This is a genomic window from Cellulophaga geojensis KL-A (genome assembly GCF_000568425.1).
Taxonomy (GTDB): Bacteria; Bacteroidota; Bacteroidia; order Flavobacteriales; family Flavobacteriaceae; genus Cellulophaga; species Cellulophaga lytica.
In genome coordinates this window covers 88,164-108,478 of sequence record NZ_ARZX01000013.1, presented here as the reverse complement: position 1 = coordinate 108,478, position 20,315 = coordinate 88,164, and the positions used below count along the sequence as shown (strand labels likewise).

The following is a 20,315-nucleotide window of genomic DNA, read 5'->3' as shown; positions in this document are numbered from 1 at the left end:
ACAGAAATGTAAAGGCTTTTTTGGTTTTAGGGGATAATTGAGGAGACAAATTTTGATTCGTTTTTTTGTTATAAATAAGTTAATTAAAAATTAAGTTATTAAATTACTACTCTTCCTCACTAAAATTTTTAATTGTAGCCACTGTTGCATATAGCATTACAGATGCAATGCCTAGTTCTTTTGCTTCTTCTGTATTGTATGTATTGCTTTTGCCTAGCAACGTATCTTCATTTAAATACAAATAAAAGTAGTGTTTGTTGTCTTTTGTTAATTTACTATGGTAGTAATCATAGTCATAAGCATATTGTTTTATAAAAATAATTTGCTGCTTACACTCTTCTAAACTTTTAAAAACCTCGCCATATAGTATTATTTCTCCTTCACTAGTTTTTAAATTAAAGTAGTACTCATTAGTAATGGTCTTCTTAATCTCGTAGTATGGTTTAGTCATATTGGTTGTGCGTAGAAAAATACAAACTTACATTATTTAGCTTACAATAAAATACAGAAATAAATAAATACATAAAGAAAAGGTCTTGCCTACTAATTTCGATAACTTCCCCCATTACCGCATTAGCAAGCAGACCTATTACCTTACTAATTGTTACCAATAAAATAATAACAACGCAAACTTATAACTTGCGTTAAATAAAGTATTACGGAAATCTGTAATGAGCAGCTATTTTTTTAGGTTGACACTTTACAAATATGCTCCTTTTTTAATATTAAGTTAACTTTATATAATTTGTTTTATAGATTCCAAAAGTAATTTTTCAGTTATTTTTGATGACTAAAATAAAAGAAGACAATCAATTTTTTTAAGGTTGATAAATAATTACACTTGTATGAAAAAGGTTTACCAGTTTATAGTAGTAGCGTTGTTACTTTTTACAACCCAACAATCTATTATAGCCCAAAAAAAATACGAAGCACCAAAACTATCTAACCCAAACTCTTGGAGTTTAATCTTGGTGCCAGATACCCAAAACTACGTTAAGTACCAACGCAACCAAGGCACTTTAGATTTAATGACGGCTTGGATAAGTGAAAACGTAGATTCGCTAAATATTAAAATGGTATTGTGTACCGGGGATTTGGTAGAGCAAAACGATATGATTGTACCAAATGGAAAAAACGGAAACCAAACAAGCAGACAACAATGGATGGCTGTGTCTAGAATGTTTGGTAGGTTAGATGGGCAAGTACCTTATGTGTTGGCTGCAGGTAACCATGATTACGGATACAAAGGTGTAGAACACAGAGGATCTAACTACAATACGTATTTTCCGGCACATAAAAACCAAGCTAATTATAAGTTACTAAGTGCGGCTGCAAAAAATGCTGGCGGTCACCCAAGTTTAGAAAACGCAGCTTTTGATTTTACAGCGCCTAACGGGCGTAAATTTTTATTTATGACCTTAGAGTTTGCACCAAGAGATACTATTGTACAATGGGCAAAAAATGTTGTTGATGAAGATAGGTATAAAGACCATACAGTTGCAGTACTTACACACTCCTACTTAAACGCTAAAAACCAGCGTATAGAAAAAGAGAATTATCCTGTAAAAGATGCTAACTACGGAGAGGCAGTTTGGAAAAAATTAGTAGAACCATCTAAAAACATACAACTAGTCTTTTCTGGTCATATTGGTGGTGCAGATGATTTTAAAGCTCACGTGGGCTTTAAAGTAGACAAAAATAAAGGAGGTAAAAAAGTGAGTCAAATGGCATTTAACGCTCAAGCTATGGGTGGCGGGTGGCAAGGTAATGGTGGAGACGGTTGGTTACGAATTTTAGAATTTTTACCAGATAATAAAACGGTAAAAGTGCATACGTTTTCTCCGTTTTTTGCAGCATCACCAGCAACAAAGCACTTAGCATGGAGCACAGAAAGTTATAACGACTTTTCTTTTTCTTTAGATTAACTCTAGTTTATAAACCTAACTAGTTAATAAGTAACTGTTATTATAAATTAGTGACTAGCTTACTTAGGCTATATTTGTGTTTTTTACAAACATAAAAACTAGGCTATGCTTAAAAAAATTACTTCAAACCTATTATTTAAAGTATTTATTGCAATTATTTTAGGTATTTTAATTGGGTTGTACTTACCAGAATCTGTAAATAGGTTATTTAACACTTTTAAAGCTGTTTTTAGTCAGTTTTTAGGCTTTGCAATACCGTTAATCATTTTAGGATTAATTATGCCAGCTATTGCAGATTTAGGCAAAGGAGCTGGTAAACTATTAGTTATAACGGCTGCTATAGCGTATGGGTCTACGTTGTTTTCTGGGTTTTCAACCTACTTTGTAGCATCTGGTTTTTTTCCTTCTTTTATAGAAGCACAAACAGTACAAAATGTTGGTGAAGGTGTAGAAAAATTAAGTCCGTTTTTTTCCATAACAATTCCACCTGTGTTAGATGTAATGTCTGCTTTAGTGTTAGCATTTGTTATTGGTTTAGGATTAGCAACGCAAGGAGAGAGTAGTTTAAAAAAGGTAGCTAACGATTTTCAAAAAATAATAATGCTGGTGATAGAAAAGGTAATTATTCCTTTATTACCACTATATATTTTAGGTATTTTTTCTGCCATTGCTTATAACGGTCAGGTAGAGTCTGTACTTAGTGTGTTTTTAAAAATTATAGGAATTATTTTTATAATGCACTTTTTACTAATGTTAGTACAGTTTATTATAGCTGGTGCAATAACCAAGCAAAATCCATTAAAAGCATTGCTTAATATGGCTCCTGCATATTTAACAGCTTTGGGTACACAATCTTCTGCTGCTACCATACCAGTTACATTACAGCAAGTACAAAAAAATGGCGTATCTCCTAAGGTTGCTAATTTTGTTGTGCCACTTTGCGCCACTATACATTTAGCGGGTAGTACAATGAAAATTGTTGCCTGTGCAGTAGCACTTATGCTTATGCAAGGTTTAGATTTTAACTTTACAATGTTTGCTGGTTTTGTAATGATGTTAGGTATAGCTATGGTTGCTGCTCCAGGAGTTCCTGGTGGTGCAATTATGGCTGCTGTAGGTATATTACAAACAATGTTAGGTTTTAATGCAGAGGCACAAGCGCTAATGATAGCGCTTTATATTGCAATGGATAGCTTTGGTACAGCGGCAAATATAACTGGTGATGGCGCAATTGCATTAATAGTAAATAAAATAGTAAATAAAGATGAGGTTAGCGCGTAATTGTTAATGCAACATTGATATTAAATTAACATTTAAGACTTTAAAAACAGTAACATTTGCGCTAGATTAATTGTTCTTTTATTAATCTAATTTAAGTCAGTTTAAAGTCGGTGTGTATGCACCGACTTTTTAATTTATGGGTGTTCCTCTTAGTTTTTTAAATTGCTTGTATGCCTTGTCTACGTCTTCTTTTTTGGCTTTTGTAAACTCTTTATTAGTTATTTTATATTCTTTTTGAAGTTCTTTAAGTTTCGCATGCATTAACTTAATTTCTTTGGTATACGCTGCATTATTTATTTGGTTGTTTTGCTCTTTAGGGTCTGTTTCTAAATCGTAAAATTCCCAACTATCTATATCATCATAAAAATGAATAAGCTTATAGCGCTTTGTTCTAATACCGTAATGCTTTTTTACCATATGAAAAGCAGGATAGTCGTAATAGTGATAATAAATAGCGTCTCTAAAATCACTCTCGTTAACAGAACCATTTAATAAGCCCTTAAATGATACTCCTTGCATATCTTTTGCTTTATTAGGTATGCCAACAAAGTCTAAAATTGTTGGTGCATAATCTAAATTTTGTACTAAAGCATTAATTTGCGTACCTGGTTGTATGGCTTTTGGGTATTTTATAAGTAAAGGTGTTCTAAAAGAGTCTTCATACATAAAACGCTTATCAAACCAACCATTTTCACCCATATAAAAACCCTGATCAGAAGTGTATACTACAATAGTATTTTCATCTAAATTGTTCGTCTTTAAATAGTCTAAAATTTCACCCACACCTTCATCTACAGCTGCTATGGTTGCCATATAATCTTGTAAGTACCTTTGACCTTTCCAAATTGCTATTTCTTCATTACTTAAATCTGCCTCATAAAAAGCGTTGTTTTTTGCTAAATAAGCGCTGTCCCAAGTAGCTCTCTGAGTCTCTGTCATTCTATCAAAATCAGTGGTCCAAGGGTTATGTGCAAGCTTGGTTTTATTAACACCAGTAGATAGTTTTAAGTCGTGCCCTTCATACATATCATTATAAATGGTTTGTAATTGAGCTCTGCTAGCTTTTTGATTATTAAACTCTGGAAAATAAGAAGTAGGTAAAGTGAAAGAAACAGAATCGTATTTATTTAAATGACGTAAGGCTGGCATCCAATTTCTGTGAGGTGCTTTGTGTTGTACCATTAAAAAAAACGGAACACTATCTTTTCTTTTATTTTTTAACCAATTTATGGCATCTGCAGTAATTAAGTCTGTAGCATAGCCTTGAACACGGGTTGTATCACCATTAATTATAAAATCTGGATTGTAATAATTACCTTGATCTACAAGAATTTTCCAATCGTCAAAACCTTGTGGGTAATCATGTAAATGCCATTTGCCCATTAGGGCTGTCTGGTACCCTTCTTTTTTTAAAATTTTTGGCAATGTTTCTTGGTTTCCATCAAAATGATCTCCGTTTTGCCTAAATCCATTTATATGGCTGTGTTTACCGGTTAATATTACGGCTCTGCTTGGCCCACAAATAGAATTGGTAACATAACTACCATTAAAAATTGCGCCTTCTGTAGCTATTTTATCAATATTTGGCGTTGGTGCCAATTTACTAATAGGGTGGTTGTATGCACTAATGGCTTGTATTGCATGATCATCAGACATAATATAAATAATATTAGGTCTTTTTTTTGTTTGCTTTTCTGGAGATTTCTTTTGTTTGCAACCAATAGCAAATACTAATAAAACTACAATATAAAACTCCTTTTTAAACATAATTAATTTTTGTGCTTTACTTTAATTGTGCTTTGTATATTTTGTTTTTCTAAAACACTTTCTGTAATAAACTTGGCAATAAGGTTGGTGTAACTATAGGGGATGTTAGCCCAGTTATGGTTGCCATCTTTGTCACTTACAAGTGTGTGTGCAACATCCAATTTTTCTAATTTTTCTGCAATAGTATAAGAGCCATCTAGGATAATAAAACCAGGTTTATTTTCTTCACATAAATGATGAGGTGCAGTTGCGTATGGCACCATATTATCTTTAGCTCCGTGAAAAAGCATTGTTGGTATAGCTGTATTTTTAGTAATGTAATTTGCATTAACTATAGCACCTGCAAAAGAGATAACTCCTGCGTATTTAATAGTAGCATAAGGCAACTTTTTAAAGGTGTATTCATTCTTCATAAATACTGTGTTTAAAACAGCTTCTGCGCCAGCGCTACTACCAACAAGTATTATGCTTTCTGGATTAAATTTTAATTTATCTTTCTTATCAATTAAAAACTGTGTTGCTTTAATAATATCTCTAGATACAGATACAAATGTTTCTATTTTTTGATCTGCCGGACAATTACATCCAAAACCAAGTGAGTTGCCTTTGCGTACTAACCTATAGCTCATAGAGGCTACAGCGTAGCCTCTTTTTGCCATATCTTCACAAAATTTTATTTCTAACGGATTGTTGCGTTTTCCCCCACTGAAACCGCCTCCGTGAACTAAAATTAGTAAAGGTTTGTTTGTAACTGTATCTTTTTTGTAGCTATAAAAATCTAACTTTAAAGTATCTGCATAGCTATAGGTTTTCACCTTAATGTCTGAAAACACTTTTTGCGTATACCTTGTTTGTGCATAACCAATAGTAGTTGTAAGTACAATTAATATTAAAAAAGTAGCACGTTGTAAAAAAGTTAAATAATTAGGCATTTGTATCTTTTATTTTAGGGTTAAAGTAGCCTTTAGTTGGGCGTTAGAATTTGTCCCTACAAATATTTCAAAATCTCCTGGTTCAGCAACAAAATCTAAAGTACTATTGTAAAACTTTAAATCGTCTGCAGTAAGTACCAATTCTACAGTTTTAGACTCTCCTTTTTTTAAGAATACTTTTTTAAATCCTTTTAATTGTCTCATTGGAGGTGTAATGCTACGTACAACATCTCTTAAGTACAATTGCACAACTTCTTCACCATCAAAATTACCAGTGTTTTTTACTGTAACAGATACTGTTACGTCTTCTCCTTGTGCAATTTCTTTTTTAGATAGGTTGATGTTAGAATACTTAAAACTGGTATAACTAAGTCCGTAACCAAAAGGCAATAAAGGCGCATTTTTAACATCTAAATAATTGCTTTTAAATTTTTCAAAAGCTTCAGTTGGTGCTGGTCTCCCTGTAGTTTTAATACTATGGTAAATAGGAATTTGACCAACGTTTCTAGGCCACGTAGCTGTTAGTTTACCAGACGGATTATAATCACCAAAAATAACATCAGCAACGGCATTACCTGCTTCTATACCAGGATGCCAAACTTGAAGAATACTAACAGGAAGATTAAATTCTTCTTCAATAGTTAACGGTCTACCGCTCATTAATACTAAAACAACCGGTTTGCCTGTTTTAACAAGTTCTTGTATTAATCTTTTTTGACTATTAGGAATAGAAATATCTGTTCTACTTGCAGCTTCACCACTCATTTCAGATGCTTCACCAACAACGGCAACAACAACGTCTGATGTTTTAGCAAGGTCTAATGCTTCTTGCAAAAGTTCTTCAGATGACCTTTTGTCAATATCTACACGTGTTCCAAAAACATTTACTTTTTTAGCTAACTCAGTATCATCTGTAATATTTGCACCTTTAGCATATGTTATTTTGGCTTTAGAAGCAACGTTTTTAAATCCGTTTAAAATAGGAATAGACAATTGCGGGTCTCCTGTTGGTGCCCAAGTACCCAGCATATTATTTTTGTTATTTGCTAAAGGCCCCACTAACGCAATTTTAGCTGTTTTACTTAGTGGTAGTATGTTATTATGGTTTTTAAAAAGTACAAAAGAGCGTTTAGCAGCCTCCCTTGCTAATGTTTTACTCTTTTTGGTTAAAATGTCTTTTTTAGGTCTTTTTGCATCAATATACTTGTACGGATCATCAAAAAGGCCAAGTTTATACTTAGCTTCTAAAATTCTTCTACAAGCATTGGTAATTTCTTCTTCTGTAACACGGCCTTCATCTAAAGATTTTTTTAGTGTAGTTAAAAAACCCTCGCCAACCATATCCATATCTAAACCAGCTTTTAAAGATAATGCAGATACATCTTGTAAATCTCCAAGCCCGTGAGCAATCATTTCGTTTACAGAAGTGTAATCTGAAACCACAAAACCTTTAAACCCCCATTTTTTGCGTAATAAGTCTGTAAGTAACCATTTGTTACCGCTTGCAGGTATGCCATCTACATCATTAAAAGAAGTCATTATACTTGCTGCACCGGCATCTATACCAGCTTTATAAGGAGGTAAGTACTGGTTAAACATTTTTGTTCTGCTCATATCCACAGAGTTGTAGTCTCTACCAGCCTCTGCAGCACCATAAAGTGCAAAATGTTTTACCGTGGCTAACATTGTATTTTTAGCAGTTAAATTGTTTCCTTGGTAGCCGTGCACCATTGCTTTTGCTATTGCAGAACCTAAATACGGATCTTCACCAGCACCTTCAGCAATTCTACCCCAACGAGGATCACGCGCCACATCTACCATAGGAGAAAAGTTCCAGTTTATACCATCTGCAGTTGCTTCAAATGCAGCGGTCTCTGCCATTTTTTTAATCAAATCCATGTCCCAACTAGATGCTGTTGCAAGCGGAATAGGAAAAGTTGTTTTGTACCCATGTATTACATCAGAACCAAAGAATAACGGAATTTTTAAACGTGTATCATTTACCGCAAAGTCTTGTGCTATTTTTAGTTTTTCTGGTCCAGATATACCAAACATACCACCAACTTTGGCGGCTTTAATTTTTTCTTCAACGTTACTACTTACAACAGAACCTGTAGCAATACCTCCGCCAGGTGTTACCAAGTTTAGTTGTCCAATTTTTTCCTCTATAGTCATTTTAGCAAGCAAGTCTTCTATAAAAGGAACTTTTGTTTGCCCAATAGCCAAAAAGCTGCTGCAAAATGTGAGTATTAGTAGTAGGTTTGTTTTTTTCATATGCTGTAATTTTTATTTCCCGTGGTGGGTATTTTTTATCTTTTAGATTGATGTTTTTTATTCTGTATAGCTAAATTCTAACTTGTCTAAACCATTTTTTACATCGATATTTTGCATAAATAAGTCCCATAGAAGTCCGGTTCTGTAATTCTCTATCATAAGTAAAATAGGTCCTTGGTCTATAGCTAAATACTGTTCTGCAACCCAATAATTATATTCCGGACTAAACGCATCATAAAACCCAGCAGGGCCTAACAACTTATCTTTATTTTTGTAGAAATAATGCATTGCCAGCATAGATTCTGTTGGTGTATACGGTAAAGAACTAATTGCTGCTGTTGGCGAGATGACTCCAGTATCATTAGACGGACTATGAGCATTATACCCAATTGTACCGTCTGAATTTCTTGTATAACTGGCTGTTAAGCCCCAACAATCTTTTCCATAATCTTTAAATTGCTTTGGATTTTCTACACTATAGCTGTAATTTATTTTAGCGTGATTAGTGTTTACGTTCCAGTAATTTAAATACTCGTCTGATAATCCTTTAGGGTTTAGGCCCAAGTAGGAGTAATGAGCCCAAAATAATGGTCCGCCATATTCTTGGTTGCCAGCGTGTTTAGCCAATATAGGAAACCCATACTTTGTGTTAGTAGATGCAATTGAACCGTTAGATGCACAACCGTTTGTATATACCTCTTTAGAAATTGAATAATTGGGTGAAGCAGCAGCTAATACATAAGCAATTAATACTTCATTATACCCTTTTAGCTCTAGGTTTATTGCAAAATTGTTGTTAGGGCTCCAATGCCAGTATAGTGTATTTTCATTGTTTGTATACCAATCCCATTGCACACCTTTCCAAAGCTCATCTGCTTTTGCTGCTATAGCTTTTTCTTTATCAGAGCCATTTTTTAAATACTCCTTTAAACAAATTAAACCTTGAGATAAAAAGGCAGTTTCTACCAAATCTCCTCCATTGTCTAAATCGCTAAAAGGCATAACCTTAGCAGTTTCTCCATTAATCCAATGTGGCCAAGCACCGTGAAAACGATCTGATTTTTCTAAAAAATCTAGAATTTTGGAAAAACGATCTATACCTTCTTCCTTGGTAATAAACCCCCTTTCTATACCCACAATAAGTGCCATAATACCAAAACCTGTACCACCTGTTGTAACTGTGTATTCACTATTACTTGGGTCGTTAGGATGGTAGCGCTCTCTTGCTGCGCCAGAATTTACCTCAGCAAAATCCCAAAAATATTTAAAGGTTTCAGCCTGTGTAATATCTAGCAGCTCCTCATCTGTTATTGTAGGTGTAGAAATTGGATCGTCATCAGTAGGAAATTCAATTGGAGTATACTCGTAATCATCTCCGCTTTTGCACGAGATAATTACAAGTATAAGTAATGTTGTAAAAAGACTATTTTTAATTGTCATTTTTGTGCGTTGTAGAGAAACCTAGTTTTTCTAATCCCTTATGTAAGTCTTTGTTTTTCATAAATAAATTCCATAATAAACCTGTTCTATAGTTTTCTATCATTACAGGAATTGGACCTTGGTCTATGGCCAAATAACGAGGTAAAGACCAGTTGTTTTCTAAGCTGAAAGCATCATAAGGGCCATACTTACCAACAAGCGAATCTTGCTCTGTATACATATAGCGTAAAAACTGCATACTTTCTTTTGGTGTATATGGCATAGAAGATAATGCTGCTGTTGGTGATATTACACCTAAGTCGTTATCTGGTCTGTGGCCAGCATAGCCTTTTACAGAATAGCTAGATGTTAACCCCCATAAGTTTTTGCCATAACCCTTATACTTATTTGGATTTTCTACGGCGTGTCTGTAGTGTATTTTAGCGTGATTAACATTTAGTTTCCAATAGTCTGCATAGGCATCTGTTAATCCTTTAGGGTTTAAACCTAAGTATGAATAATGTGCCCAAAATAACGGACCAACAGGAGATGCATCATGCTCATAATGATTAAGCTCTGTTTCTAAACCATAATAAACAGTGTCTTTTGCAATTTGCCCATTTAGAGCCCAACCTTTATCATAAACCTCTTTAGATACAGGGTGTGTTGGTGATGCAGCAGCTAATATGTACATTATTAATGCTTCATTGTAACCACCAACAGGGAAATTCATTTTCCATGCTACATTAGGAGACCAATGCCAGTATAAGGTGTTTTCTCCTTTTGTGTACCAATCCCACTCTACTTCTTCCCAAAGTTTCTGAATTTTAGCAACTAGTTTTTGTTCACGTTCACCGCCATTTGCATAGTATTCTTTTACAGTTAATAAACCCTGAATTAAAAAGGCAGTTTCTACTAAATCTCCACCATCATCATACTGACTAAAGGGAGCAACTTTGCCACTAGGCATTAACCAATGTGGCCATGCACCATGAAAACGATCTGCTTTTTCTAAGAAATCTACAGATTTTTCAAATCTAGATAAAGCTTCTTCTTTGGTAATGTAGCCACGTTCTGCACCAACAACAATGGTCATTAGTCCAAATCCTGAACCGCCAATAGTTATAATGTCTTTATGGTGTGTTGGGTAAATACTGTCTAAATGTATACGTTCTCTAGCTAGTCCAGAAACAGGCTCTGCGCCATCCCAGAAATAGTTAAACGTTTGTTTTTGTACAGAGTCCAGTAAAGCTTCATCTGTCCAAACTTGTTTTTGAATTTTTTTTGGCTTGTTGTTGCACCCTGTTAATAAGGATGCAACAGCCAATACTACTAAAAATAATCTCATAAAAATGAATTAACTAAAAACTAAAAATGTATTTATTATAAATCTGCGTCTCTAATAGACTGTATTTCTTGTTGTGAAAGTGCTTTATTGTATAGGCGTAGTTCGTCTATAGCACTGTTATCTGATTTATGATCCCAGTAACTAAATGTTTCACCACCAGAACCCACTGTTATAAGGTCACAACCTGTCCAGTCTATAGGAGCAGCTAAGTCTGCAGAATTAACAGCAACACCATCAAAATAAATAGTGCTTTTTGTAGCAGAAACAACTAAGGTTACAAATACCCACTCTTGGTCTGCAACGTTAATAATGTCACCATCATTCCAGCTTTCATTAGTTCCAATACCAATATTGGCTTTAATTCTTTGTTCTGTGTCACTACCTTCTCTAAATAGCCTTAGTCCTTGAAAACGATCATCAGCATCATCACCAATAACTAAAATTCCTGCTCTGTCTGGGGTTGCATTTACTTTATACCAGAATGTTGCGCTAAACTCTGTGCCACTTAATAAGTTATTTGCAGGATAAGTTATATAAGAATCTGTAGTACTTGCAAAGGCGTTACTACCAATAACACTTTCATCTGCAAATCCTGGAGAACCAACTACGGTAGCCTCTTGAGCCGTAAATTTATTTTTTGTGTCGTTATCAAAAGCAGCGTAGAACATTTCTCCATCATAAACACCTGTATAAGGGTTAGTAACGTTTATCATATTTTCTATGTCGCTATCAGTAAGTGCTTTGTTAAAGAAACGTAGCTCATCAATAGCACTGTTGTCTGATTTATGGTCCCAGTAACTAAAAGTATCTCCACCAGCACCAATTGTAACAGTATTACAATTTGTCCAATCTACAGGTGCTGCCAAATCTGCAGTATTTACTGCAACACCATTAAAAAAGATAGTACTCTTGGTAGCAGAAACGGCAAGTGTAATATATATCCATTCTTGTTCTGCAACATTTATAACGCCACCATCATTCCAGCTTTCTCCTGCTCCTGTCCCTACATTAGCTTTTATTCTTTGCTCAGCGCCGTTACCTTCTCTAAATAATCTTATACCTTGAAAACGGTCTTCTGCATCATCACCAATAATTAAAATACCAGCTCTGTCTGGGGTTGCATTTACCTTGTACCAGAATGAAGCACTAAACTCTGTACCGCCAATTAAACCGTCTGTAGGATATTCTAAATATGCATCTGTAGCGCCTGCATATGCATTGGTGCCAACAACACTTTCTCCAGCAAAATTAGGGTTACCAACTTTAGTTGCTGCTTGTAAGCCAATAAGATCTATATAATCACCATCAAAAGGCATATATAAGGTTTCTCCGGCAAACAATGGTGTATAGGCAGGTTCTTTTTCAAAGTTTACAGAGGCTTCAGTGGTTTTACCTTCTAAATCTGTTGCGGTAATTGTTAGTTTATGTGTGCCATCAACTAAATTATCAAAAACTAAATCATCTATTAAAACACGTCTATAGTCTTTAAAACTTGTAAAAGATTGTATTGTATTATTATCTATGGCAACATTTATAGAGGCAACTTCTATATCATCAGTAACTTCAAAATCTATTACAATAGAAGTAACAATGTCTAGTACTTTAATTTTTGTGCCTTCTGTAGGATAATTTATTTTAACTTCTGGAGCAGTTTCATCTGCACCTGCAGCTACTTGCGTTATGTTATCTATACCTTGGTCACAAGAATAGAAAAATAATGCAGAAACCAAACAGGTTATTGTATATTTTAAATTTTTCATAGCGTTTAGTTTTTTAGTTTGATGAGTTTCCTAAAATTGGAAATTGGTCTACCTGTGGTTGTGGGTAAGGAAGGTAAACCTTGTCTTCAGAAAATGTTCTTCCGTCATAGTTTAGCTCGCTAAATCTGCCTAGTCTAACCATATCGTAATAGCGCTTGCCCCATTCCATACCCAGTTCGGCAAATTTTTCATCTATTACATTGTCTAATGTTACACCAGTAAGAGATGGCATACCAGCTCTTTCTCTTACCAAGTTTACAGCATTATCTGCAGTTATAGATGTTGCTGTTGCTCCTTGTGTAATGGCTTCTGCATACATTAATAAAATTTCTGCATAACGTATAACATTGTAGTTTTTGTTACTACCGTATTCTGTTCTGCCTTCTATTAATTGGTTTGATGGCAAATAGTGTTTACCACTAGAAAATAGGGCTCTAGAATAGTCGTTTATAACATCACCATCTCTGGTTGTGTTTTTTACAAAACTTGGTAAAGTAGCGTAATTTGGATCTGTTTGAAGCTCTGCAATACCGCGATCTGTAAATAGTACGCTAGTTTCTAAACGCACAGCTTCTCCACGGTCTAACATAAATTTTATAAATTTTAAGCTAGGCTCATAAAAACCCCAGCCAGATGCAGCACCAGTAACAGCCGGAGTCCAGTTTTGCGGGCCATAAGGAGCAAACAAATGTCCTTCTCTATCACCTTCACCTTGTCCAAAATCTGAATATTGTAAATCTAAAATACTCTCATCACTTAATTTACCAGGAGTTTTAAAAAGCTCATAATAATCTGTAAATAAACTAAACTTACCAGAGTTAATTATTTGTCCAGTTGCAGCAGCAACTTCTTGGTAATTTTTAAGTTCTTGGTTAGCCAATGCTTTTATAGCTAAAGCAGTATATTTTGTAACCCCTCCAGGGATATCTATACGCTCATTAGGTCTAGCGTCTGGTAAAAATGAAATTGCTTCATCCATCTGGTTAGATATATGTTGCATAACCTCATCCTTAGTAGGTAACTCTGTAACGTTTAAAAGGGCGCCAGTGTCTGAAGATTCTGGAATAAAAATATCTCCCCAAACCTGAGAAATTTGAAACAACATCATTCCTCTTAAAACTTTAGCTTCTGCAATGTATTGGTTTCCTTTATCAATACCGTCCGCATCTGCAAACTCTTGGTAACGTGCTATTTGTTCCATAGCTGTATGTGCTGTAATAACATCTACATATACGTTTTCCCAAAGAGAATTGTACATCCAATAATCTTTGTTATAATTAAAAAGGTCAGTTTCAGCAAAATCTTGTTGGTCACCTAAACCACCAGCATTAACATCGTCTCCACGAACAGAAATTAATAAAGGTTGTTCCCATCCACGAGATTGAAAAGCATCGTAAACACCAATGATAGACAATATCATATCCTCGGTTTTTGTAAAATCTGTACCACCAGCAAAGTTGTTGTTTTCCTGTGGCTCATCTAACTTGTCTGAACACCCAACAAATACTGATGCAATAAATGCTAGTATAAGTAGAGGTGATATATGTTTTTTATACAGTTTCATAAGTCTTATATTTTAATGTTAACTCCCATTGTATAAACTGCAGGGATAGGATATGTTTGGTTATCTATACCATTAGCAACCTCAGGGTTAAACCCGTTATAACCAAATATGGTTAATGGTTTTTCTGCTGTTAGGTAAATACGGGTTTTAGGAATACCTTTTAATTCTCCATTTTTATTAATTGTGTACCCAAGTGTTATGTTCTGAATTCTAAAGTAGTCACCATCTTCTACGTAGTAATCGTTTAATTTTTGGTTCCACCCTTTACGTACTGCGGCTGCAGACGGGTATGAGTTTGTAGTACCCTCACCGTGCCAACGGTTAACAGCAAAATCTCTGTCCCAGTTAGTATCACTAGTAAAAATTACTTCTAGTCTTTTACGGTTAAGTATTTTGTTGCCACCTTGACCAGAAGCAGTAGCCGTGAAGTCAAAATTTTTGTAGTTAAACCCAAAGTTAAATCCGTATGAGTATGTTGGTAAGTAAGATCCTAAAACTACGCGGTCATCATCATCAATAGTAGTAGGATCTCCACCGTTTTCTTTGTATTTAAAATCGCCAGGGACTAAGTTATTAGCTACAGCAACAGGGTCTGCAAGTATTTCTGCTTCATTTTGGTAAATGCCAACAACCTCGCGACCATAAAAAGCGTAAAGAGGTTCACCAACTATAGAACGTTGACGAAATTCTGCTGAGCCAGCATCTATATATTGTTGACCATCTAAACTTAATACTTCATTTTTAAGTGTAGAAAAATTACCGCCAATGTTATAACTAAAATCATCTGATACTTTTTTACTCCAGTTTAATGACATTTCAAAACCAGAGTTTCTAATTTCTCCTACGTTTTGTCTGGTAGAACCAGGTATTAATGGTCTTTGTACAGGGATAACGGCGTCTTTTGTATCTCTAACATAATAATCTGCCTCTAAAGATAAATTGTTGGCTAAAAAACTAGCATTTATACCAATGTTAGTTTCCTCTGTAACCTCCCATTTTAAAGAAGTAAAATCACTACCTGTGTTTAAACCGCTAAACATAGTGTCTCCTAACGCAGTTGTAACAACAGAAGAAGTAATAGAACCGTTACTGCCAGCAACATTATCATTACCTAATTTACCCCAACTACCGCGTAGTTTAAGAAAATCAAAAACACCATTGTTTTGCATAAAAGGTTCTTCAGATACAACCCAACCAGCACCAACTGTAGGGAAATAACCCCATTTTTCTTGGTATTTGTTAGTTCCGTCTGCTCTAAAGGTTCCGTAAAGTAGGTATTTACCATCATAATTATAAGATACTCTACCAAAGTATGAGAAACCATATTCTCTTGCACCACCATCACCAACACTATTTTCTACAATAGTCTGTGCTTGGTCTAAATAATAAGCTTCTTCACCAGACAACGGAAAGTTTAATCCTGTTGCACTTAAAAACTGATAAGATTCATCTCTGAACGAAGTACCAGCTAAGACAGTTACATCATGATTACCAAAAGATTCTTTATAAGTTAGAGTATTATCCCATATCTGATTTGATATTGTTGTGTTACTCTTTGTTAATGAAGCATCTGGTCTTTGAAAACTATCGCCAATGTAGTAAGGTAAATTAACACTTCTGTACTCTAGAGTTTGGTAGTTGTGGTTGTATGCAGTTTTAAACTTAAGTTTAGTAGGTATTAAGTCTATTTCTGCATAAAAATTAGCAAGTATATTTCTAATTTTTGTTCTGTTTTCATTAAAATCTAAAAGGGGAAAAGGGTTTTGACCACCTCTATAGCCTAAATCTTGTGCATTAGCATAGTTTGTAGGGAAAACATCTGGGTCGTTAGCTAAAGCCTCATCATACACAGGTAAAATAGGTACAGCAAAATAAGCAGCACGCCAAGCAGAGTTATCACCATCATATCTAGTAGCGTTACTAATTACCGTGTTAGCACCAACTTTTAACCAGTCGTTTGCATTAAACTCTATTTTACTTCTTAAGTTAAAACGCTCATATTCATTTTTAGTGTCTAATATACCTTGCTGCCCAAAGTAATTAGCCCCTACAGAATAACTAACATCTTCACTACCACCAGTTACACCAATACTATGGTTTTGTATTAAAGCTGGTCTTATAATTTCATCATACCAATCTGTATTAACATTAGGTACATTTGGGTTAACTCTACTACGACCGTAGCGCTGCATAGCATTTAGAATATAGTCTGCATCTGGTGCAGAACCAGATTCTAACGCTAAGGTTGTAAATTGTTCTGCGTTAGCAACTTTTAAAACGTTCTGTGCTACCTGAAAACCAGAGTAGCCATCATATGTAATTTCTGCTTTTTTATTAAATGCTCCAGATTTTGTTTCTATTAGAACAACACCATTTGCAGCTCTAACACCATAAATTGCAGATGCAGAAGCATCTTTTAAGACAGAAATGGATGTTATGTCTGCTGTATTTAAAAAATCTATATTGTCAAAAAACATACCGTCTACAACATACAAAGGGGCAGAGGCACCTGTGTTGTAAGACCCTATACCCCTTACTCTAATAGTTGGTCCTTGTCCAGGAGAACCGCTACTTACTACTTGCATACCTGCAACCTTACCTTGCATAGCCTGCATAGCAGAACCTGTAGGTACAGCTGCTAATTCCTCGGCTTTAACAGTGGTTATAGATGAGGTTAAATCCTTAGACTTCATTTCACCGTAACCAATTACAACAACTTCATCTAAAGACTCTGCATCTTCTTCTAAGGTTACATTAATTGTATTGGAATTATTTACAGCAATTTCTGATGTGATAAAACCAATGTAACTTATAACTAAAGTTCCGTTGTTTGGAACGCTGTTTAATTGGTAGTTACCATCAAAATCTGTTTGTGTTCCTGTTGTAGTACCCTTAATAATAATACTAGCACCTAATAAAGGTGTGCCATTATTGTCTACTACTTGCCCTTTAACCGTTATATTCTCTTGGGCGTAGGCAGACATCCCGAACAGAATAAAGCAGATTAATAATATTTGATTGAGTATTTTCATAATACATTAAAAATTGAGTTAGATTTTTACTAAATTAATAAAAGAGGCTGTTTACTAAGGTTTTAGCAACTACATAAAAACTACATCAACACAAAAATTACGCTACACACCGCCAATAGTATGGTTTGCAGTAGTATTGTAACCTAGTTTTTTATACACTTTTAACACTTTGATGTAGTAATGATGTACTGCGTGTTATGTAATTGTTAAGCTGTTTATGACAGAAAAACCTTTATTTAAAGGTGATTAAGAAGTTAGATATGTTCTCTGAGCTATCTATATTTAATTTTTTTCGTAAACGGTAACGATGTATTTCTACACCCCTAACTGTAATAGCCATAAGGGGTGCAATTTCCTTAGTAGATAGGTTCATTTTAAGGTAAGCACATAGTTTTAAATCTTTAGGAGTAAGCTTTGGGTATTCTTTTAAAAGATTCTCAAAAAAGTCGCTATGCAATTCTTTAAAATTCATTTCAAATCGTTTCCAGTCTTCTTTGTTGTTAACAGAATTGTTTAACCTTTTCATAAAGGATTTATAACGTTGCTGATTAGGAAATTTATCTTTGTTTTGAGTTAATAGGTTTTTTAGGTCTAAAATAATTTCATTCTTTTTAGCAATATTTAATGTAGTATTAGCTAATTCTTTTTGTTTAAGCTTTACTTCTTTTGCTAATTTTTCTTTCTCTAAAAGCGCAATTTTTTCATCTTGCTCTTTTTGCATACGCTCTTTAAGCTTATTGTGCTTAAGGTTTAGTTTGTATTTGTTGTATTTTCTAATAAGTATTATGGCGGCTATTACAAGTAAAAAGTAAATTAAAAGTGCAGGGCCAGACAAATACCAAGGAGCTTTAATAGTAAAGTTAATGACATTTGGAACAGATTTTTTATTGTCAATACCTACACCGTAAACCTCTAAAGTGTAACTACCGTGACTTAAGTTTTGAAACGATATAAAACCATTATCTAATTTAGCAAATTGAGCATCTTTGCCATCTAAACTATAGTAATATTTTGGGTGCATAACGCCAGATGAAGCAATTTTAATACTAATATTACCAGCATCTTTAAAAGGCAGTGTTATGTTTTTTGTATGTATTGGGTAACTGTTTTGTTTACCAGTAAAACTCACTAATTTAGGAGTTGGTAGCCTATTATTATCTTTTAACTGATTGTTTAACTTGTTAAAGTTTATTTGACTGTAACCATCTACAAGGGTAAAATAAAATGTAGAGTCGTTTACCTTAATAATATTTTCTGCCTCAGGTATTATACGTTTTTTTAAACTTTGGTTTTCAATAATAATATTGTCTTCCTTAAAATTGGTATAAGTAATTTTTTTACTGTTTTCATTGTCAATAAACCAAAAATGATCATCATTATAATACAACAACTCATTATTTTTAAATGAGCTAAACTCCTCTAACGTTACAATTTTGTCTAAAATAGGATCGTATTTAAACCACTCTCCCTGACTGTAAAAAACAATTTGGTTTTTAATATTGTAGAGTTTTACATTGTATTTATTAGGGGCATTTTTTCCGTTATATTCTTTGGAGCTAATTACAGAGTCATAGGTGCTATTTAATTTTAGTTTGTAAAAACCTTTATATGGGTGAGCAACCCAAAGTGTGTTAGCGTCTTCAAAACACAATTTTTTTACTGGTAAATTAAAGCCTTTTAATCGTTCTACAGTCCATTGGTTAATATCATCTTTACTGTATTTTGCTATTCCGGTATAAGTACCCTGTAAAAAGGATGATTTGTCCTCAGGTATTTTCTCTATTTGATAGCCTCCAGAAATATTAGAAACCTTAACCAAGCCATCTTTATTTAACTTAAATGTTCCTGTATTATGTCCACAAAAGAGCTCATTGTTTACAACTGCAATATCCCAAACGTGCCCCTGAGTGCCTTTTACAAAATGTAGCACATCATTATCTACATAATACAAACCAGTATTAGATCCTAAGTATACTTTGTTGTTGTACAAAGCAATGTCATAAACAGTACCTAAAACACCAGTAAAATCTGTGTAATATGTAATTGGGTGGTCTAGTTGAATGTGGTCTATACCATTGTCCAACCCTAGCCAAAGCTGATTTTTAAAAGCAACCATAGCTAAAATGGTGTTGTTTTGTAGTCCAACTTCGCGATTAATGCTTTTATAGGTTTTTGTGTTATTGTTGTATAAAAAGAGTCCGTTTTTTATAGTGCCAAAAGCAATGCTGTGCTGATTTAACACCATAATTTTATTAAGCTGATGCTGTTTTAATGTGTCGTTAATAGTGCTACCCCAAACATTAATTTCATTATTTTTAATTAAGTAACAACCGTTTAATTTGGTGCCAATTAACAAACCTTCTTTAATAGAAACCATATCTACTACAGTTTTATTTACAAAAGAAATGTTGTTTTTTAAGACAAGAGGTTCTAAGGTGTCACCTTCTAAATAAAACAAACCATCATCACCACCTGCAACTATAATTTGGTTGTTGTGTTTTGTAATATTGTTAACAATAATATCTGCTTTAACTACCGTTATTTTATTGTTTTTGTACACATATACTTTAGAAAATGACCTAAAAACAATTGCATTGTTATGAGGTATAATTTGCCAAAACTCTTCACTAGTAAATACGTGGTTTTTTATAAGATGTGTTAATGATGTGTATTTTAAAACACCTAGACTATCTTTTTTCCAAAATCCAAATTCTTCATATGAACCGGTGTAAATTTTATCATCTATAGCAGCAACAGATCGTATGGTGGTTTTACTAGGTAAGGCGTTAAGTTTCCATTCTTCTCCATTAAAATGTAAAAGACCAGCATTATTGGCAGAAAATAATTCGCCATCTTTATTAGTGGCTAATCCCCAATTTTTACTAGCAGCATTGTAATCAAATATTTTATAGTTGTGTATAGGTGGAAAAAGATTTTGTCCAACAATAACGTAGCAACTAATAAAGAAAAGTAAAATAAGCGAGGTTAAATTTTTCATAGGGGATATAGAAAA

Annotated in this window: 12 protein-coding genes; 2 read left to right on the top strand and 10 right to left on the bottom strand. The window is 34.0% G+C overall.

All coding sequences use genetic code 11. The features are described from left to right. Nucleotides 1–106 precede the first annotated feature (106 nt). Nucleotides 107–451: a YegP family protein gene (locus tag KLA_RS10890; RefSeq protein WP_034645814.1), complete on the bottom strand. Its 345-nt coding sequence runs from the start codon at nucleotides 449–451 to the stop codon at nucleotides 107–109. Between the two features lie 394 nt (nucleotides 452–845). Here KLA_RS10890 and KLA_RS10885 point away from each other — a divergent pair, with 394 nt between their 5' ends. Next, nucleotides 846–1,925, top strand: coding sequence for a metallophosphoesterase (locus KLA_RS10885; protein WP_034645813.1), 1,080 nt, complete (start codon nucleotides 846–848; stop codon nucleotides 1,923–1,925). A 105-nt stretch (nucleotides 1,926–2,030) separates the two neighbouring features. Next, nucleotides 2,031–3,206, top strand: coding sequence for a dicarboxylate/amino acid:cation symporter (locus KLA_RS10880; RefSeq protein WP_034645812.1), 1,176 nt, complete (start codon nucleotides 2,031–2,033; stop codon nucleotides 3,204–3,206). Nucleotides 3,207–3,335: 129 nt separating this feature from the next. Here the strand turns inward: KLA_RS10880 and KLA_RS10875 are convergent, their stop codons facing one another. The 9 genes from KLA_RS10875 to KLA_RS10835 form a co-directional block, all read right to left on the bottom strand. After that, on the bottom strand, nucleotides 3,336–4,973 hold the full coding sequence (locus tag KLA_RS10875) for a sulfatase (protein ID WP_034645811.1): 1,638 nt from the start codon (nucleotides 4,971–4,973) through the stop codon (nucleotides 3,336–3,338). 2 nt (nucleotides 4,974–4,975) lie between these two features. Then, nucleotides 4,976–5,905 (bottom strand): carboxylesterase family protein, encoded by a 930-nt coding sequence (locus KLA_RS10870; RefSeq protein ID WP_034645810.1) that lies wholly within the window; start codon nucleotides 5,903–5,905, stop codon nucleotides 4,976–4,978. A 9-nt stretch (nucleotides 5,906–5,914) separates the two neighbouring features. Next, a complete protein-coding gene (gene bglX, locus KLA_RS10865; protein ID WP_034645808.1) occupies nucleotides 5,915–8,179 on the bottom strand; it encodes a beta-glucosidase BglX in 2,265 nt (754 codons plus the stop codon). 57 nt (nucleotides 8,180–8,236) lie between these two features. Next, the gene (locus KLA_RS10860) at nucleotides 8,237–9,619 is read right to left on the bottom strand and encodes a glucoamylase family protein (protein ID WP_034645806.1); all 1,383 of its coding nucleotides are present in this window, start codon (nucleotides 9,617–9,619) and stop codon (nucleotides 8,237–8,239) included. Further along, complete coding sequence (locus tag KLA_RS10855) at nucleotides 9,609–10,946, bottom strand: glucoamylase family protein (protein ID WP_013620855.1); 1,338 nt, start codon at nucleotides 10,944–10,946, stop codon at nucleotides 9,609–9,611. The genes KLA_RS10860 and KLA_RS10855 overlap by 11 nt, the downstream gene beginning before the upstream one ends. Nucleotides 10,947–10,981: 35 nt before the next feature. Next, nucleotides 10,982–12,706, bottom strand: a complete 1,725-nt coding sequence (locus KLA_RS10850; protein WP_034645803.1) for a LamG domain-containing protein — start codon at nucleotides 12,704–12,706, stop codon at nucleotides 10,982–10,984. Between the two features lie 13 nt (nucleotides 12,707–12,719). Further along, nucleotides 12,720–14,270, bottom strand: a complete 1,551-nt coding sequence (locus KLA_RS10845) for a RagB/SusD family nutrient uptake outer membrane protein (protein WP_013620853.1) — start codon at nucleotides 14,268–14,270, stop codon at nucleotides 12,720–12,722. Between the two features lie 5 nt (nucleotides 14,271–14,275). After that, complete coding sequence (locus tag KLA_RS10840; protein WP_013620852.1) at nucleotides 14,276–17,302, bottom strand: SusC/RagA family TonB-linked outer membrane protein; 3,027 nt, start codon at nucleotides 17,300–17,302, stop codon at nucleotides 14,276–14,278. A gap of 232 nt (nucleotides 17,303–17,534) precedes the next feature. Next, the gene (locus KLA_RS10835) at nucleotides 17,535–20,300 is read right to left on the bottom strand and encodes a triple tyrosine motif-containing protein (protein ID WP_013620851.1); all 2,766 of its coding nucleotides are present in this window, start codon (nucleotides 20,298–20,300) and stop codon (nucleotides 17,535–17,537) included. Between the last annotated feature and the right edge of the window lie 15 nt (nucleotides 20,301–20,315).

What these genes read in the sequence shown, in the direction of transcription:
- KLA_RS10855 (WP_013620855.1), bottom strand. Translation starts at nt 10,946, where the DNA reads ATGAGATTATTTTTAGTAGTATTGGCTGTTGCATCCTTATTAACAGGG.
- KLA_RS10850 (WP_034645803.1), bottom strand. Translation starts at nt 12,706, where the DNA reads ATGAAAAATTTAAAATATACAATAACCTGTTTGGTTTCTGCATTATTT.
- KLA_RS10845 (WP_013620853.1), bottom strand. Translation starts at nt 14,270, where the DNA reads ATGAAACTGTATAAAAAACATATATCACCTCTACTTATACTAGCATTT.
- KLA_RS10870 (WP_034645810.1), bottom strand. Translation starts at nt 5,905, where the DNA reads ATGCCTAATTATTTAACTTTTTTACAACGTGCTACTTTTTTAATATTA.
- KLA_RS10860 (WP_034645806.1), bottom strand. Translation starts at nt 9,619, where the DNA reads ATGACAATTAAAAATAGTCTTTTTACAACATTACTTATACTTGTAATT.
- KLA_RS10890 (WP_034645814.1), bottom strand. Translation starts at nt 451, where the DNA reads ATGACTAAACCATACTACGAGATTAAGAAGACCATTACTAATGAGTAC.
- bglX (WP_034645808.1), bottom strand. Translation starts at nt 8,179, where the DNA reads ATGAAAAAAACAAACCTACTACTAATACTCACATTTTGCAGCAGCTTT.
- KLA_RS10880 (WP_034645812.1), top strand. Translation starts at nt 2,031, where the DNA reads ATGCTTAAAAAAATTACTTCAAACCTATTATTTAAAGTATTTATTGCA.
- KLA_RS10835 (WP_013620851.1), bottom strand. Translation starts at nt 20,300, where the DNA reads ATGAAAAATTTAACCTCGCTTATTTTACTTTTCTTTATTAGTTGCTAC.
- KLA_RS10885 (WP_034645813.1), top strand. Translation starts at nt 846, where the DNA reads ATGAAAAAGGTTTACCAGTTTATAGTAGTAGCGTTGTTACTTTTTACA.
- KLA_RS10875 (WP_034645811.1), bottom strand. Translation starts at nt 4,973, where the DNA reads ATGTTTAAAAAGGAGTTTTATATTGTAGTTTTATTAGTATTTGCTATT.
- KLA_RS10840 (WP_013620852.1), bottom strand. Translation starts at nt 17,302, where the DNA reads ATGAAAATACTCAATCAAATATTATTAATCTGCTTTATTCTGTTCGGG.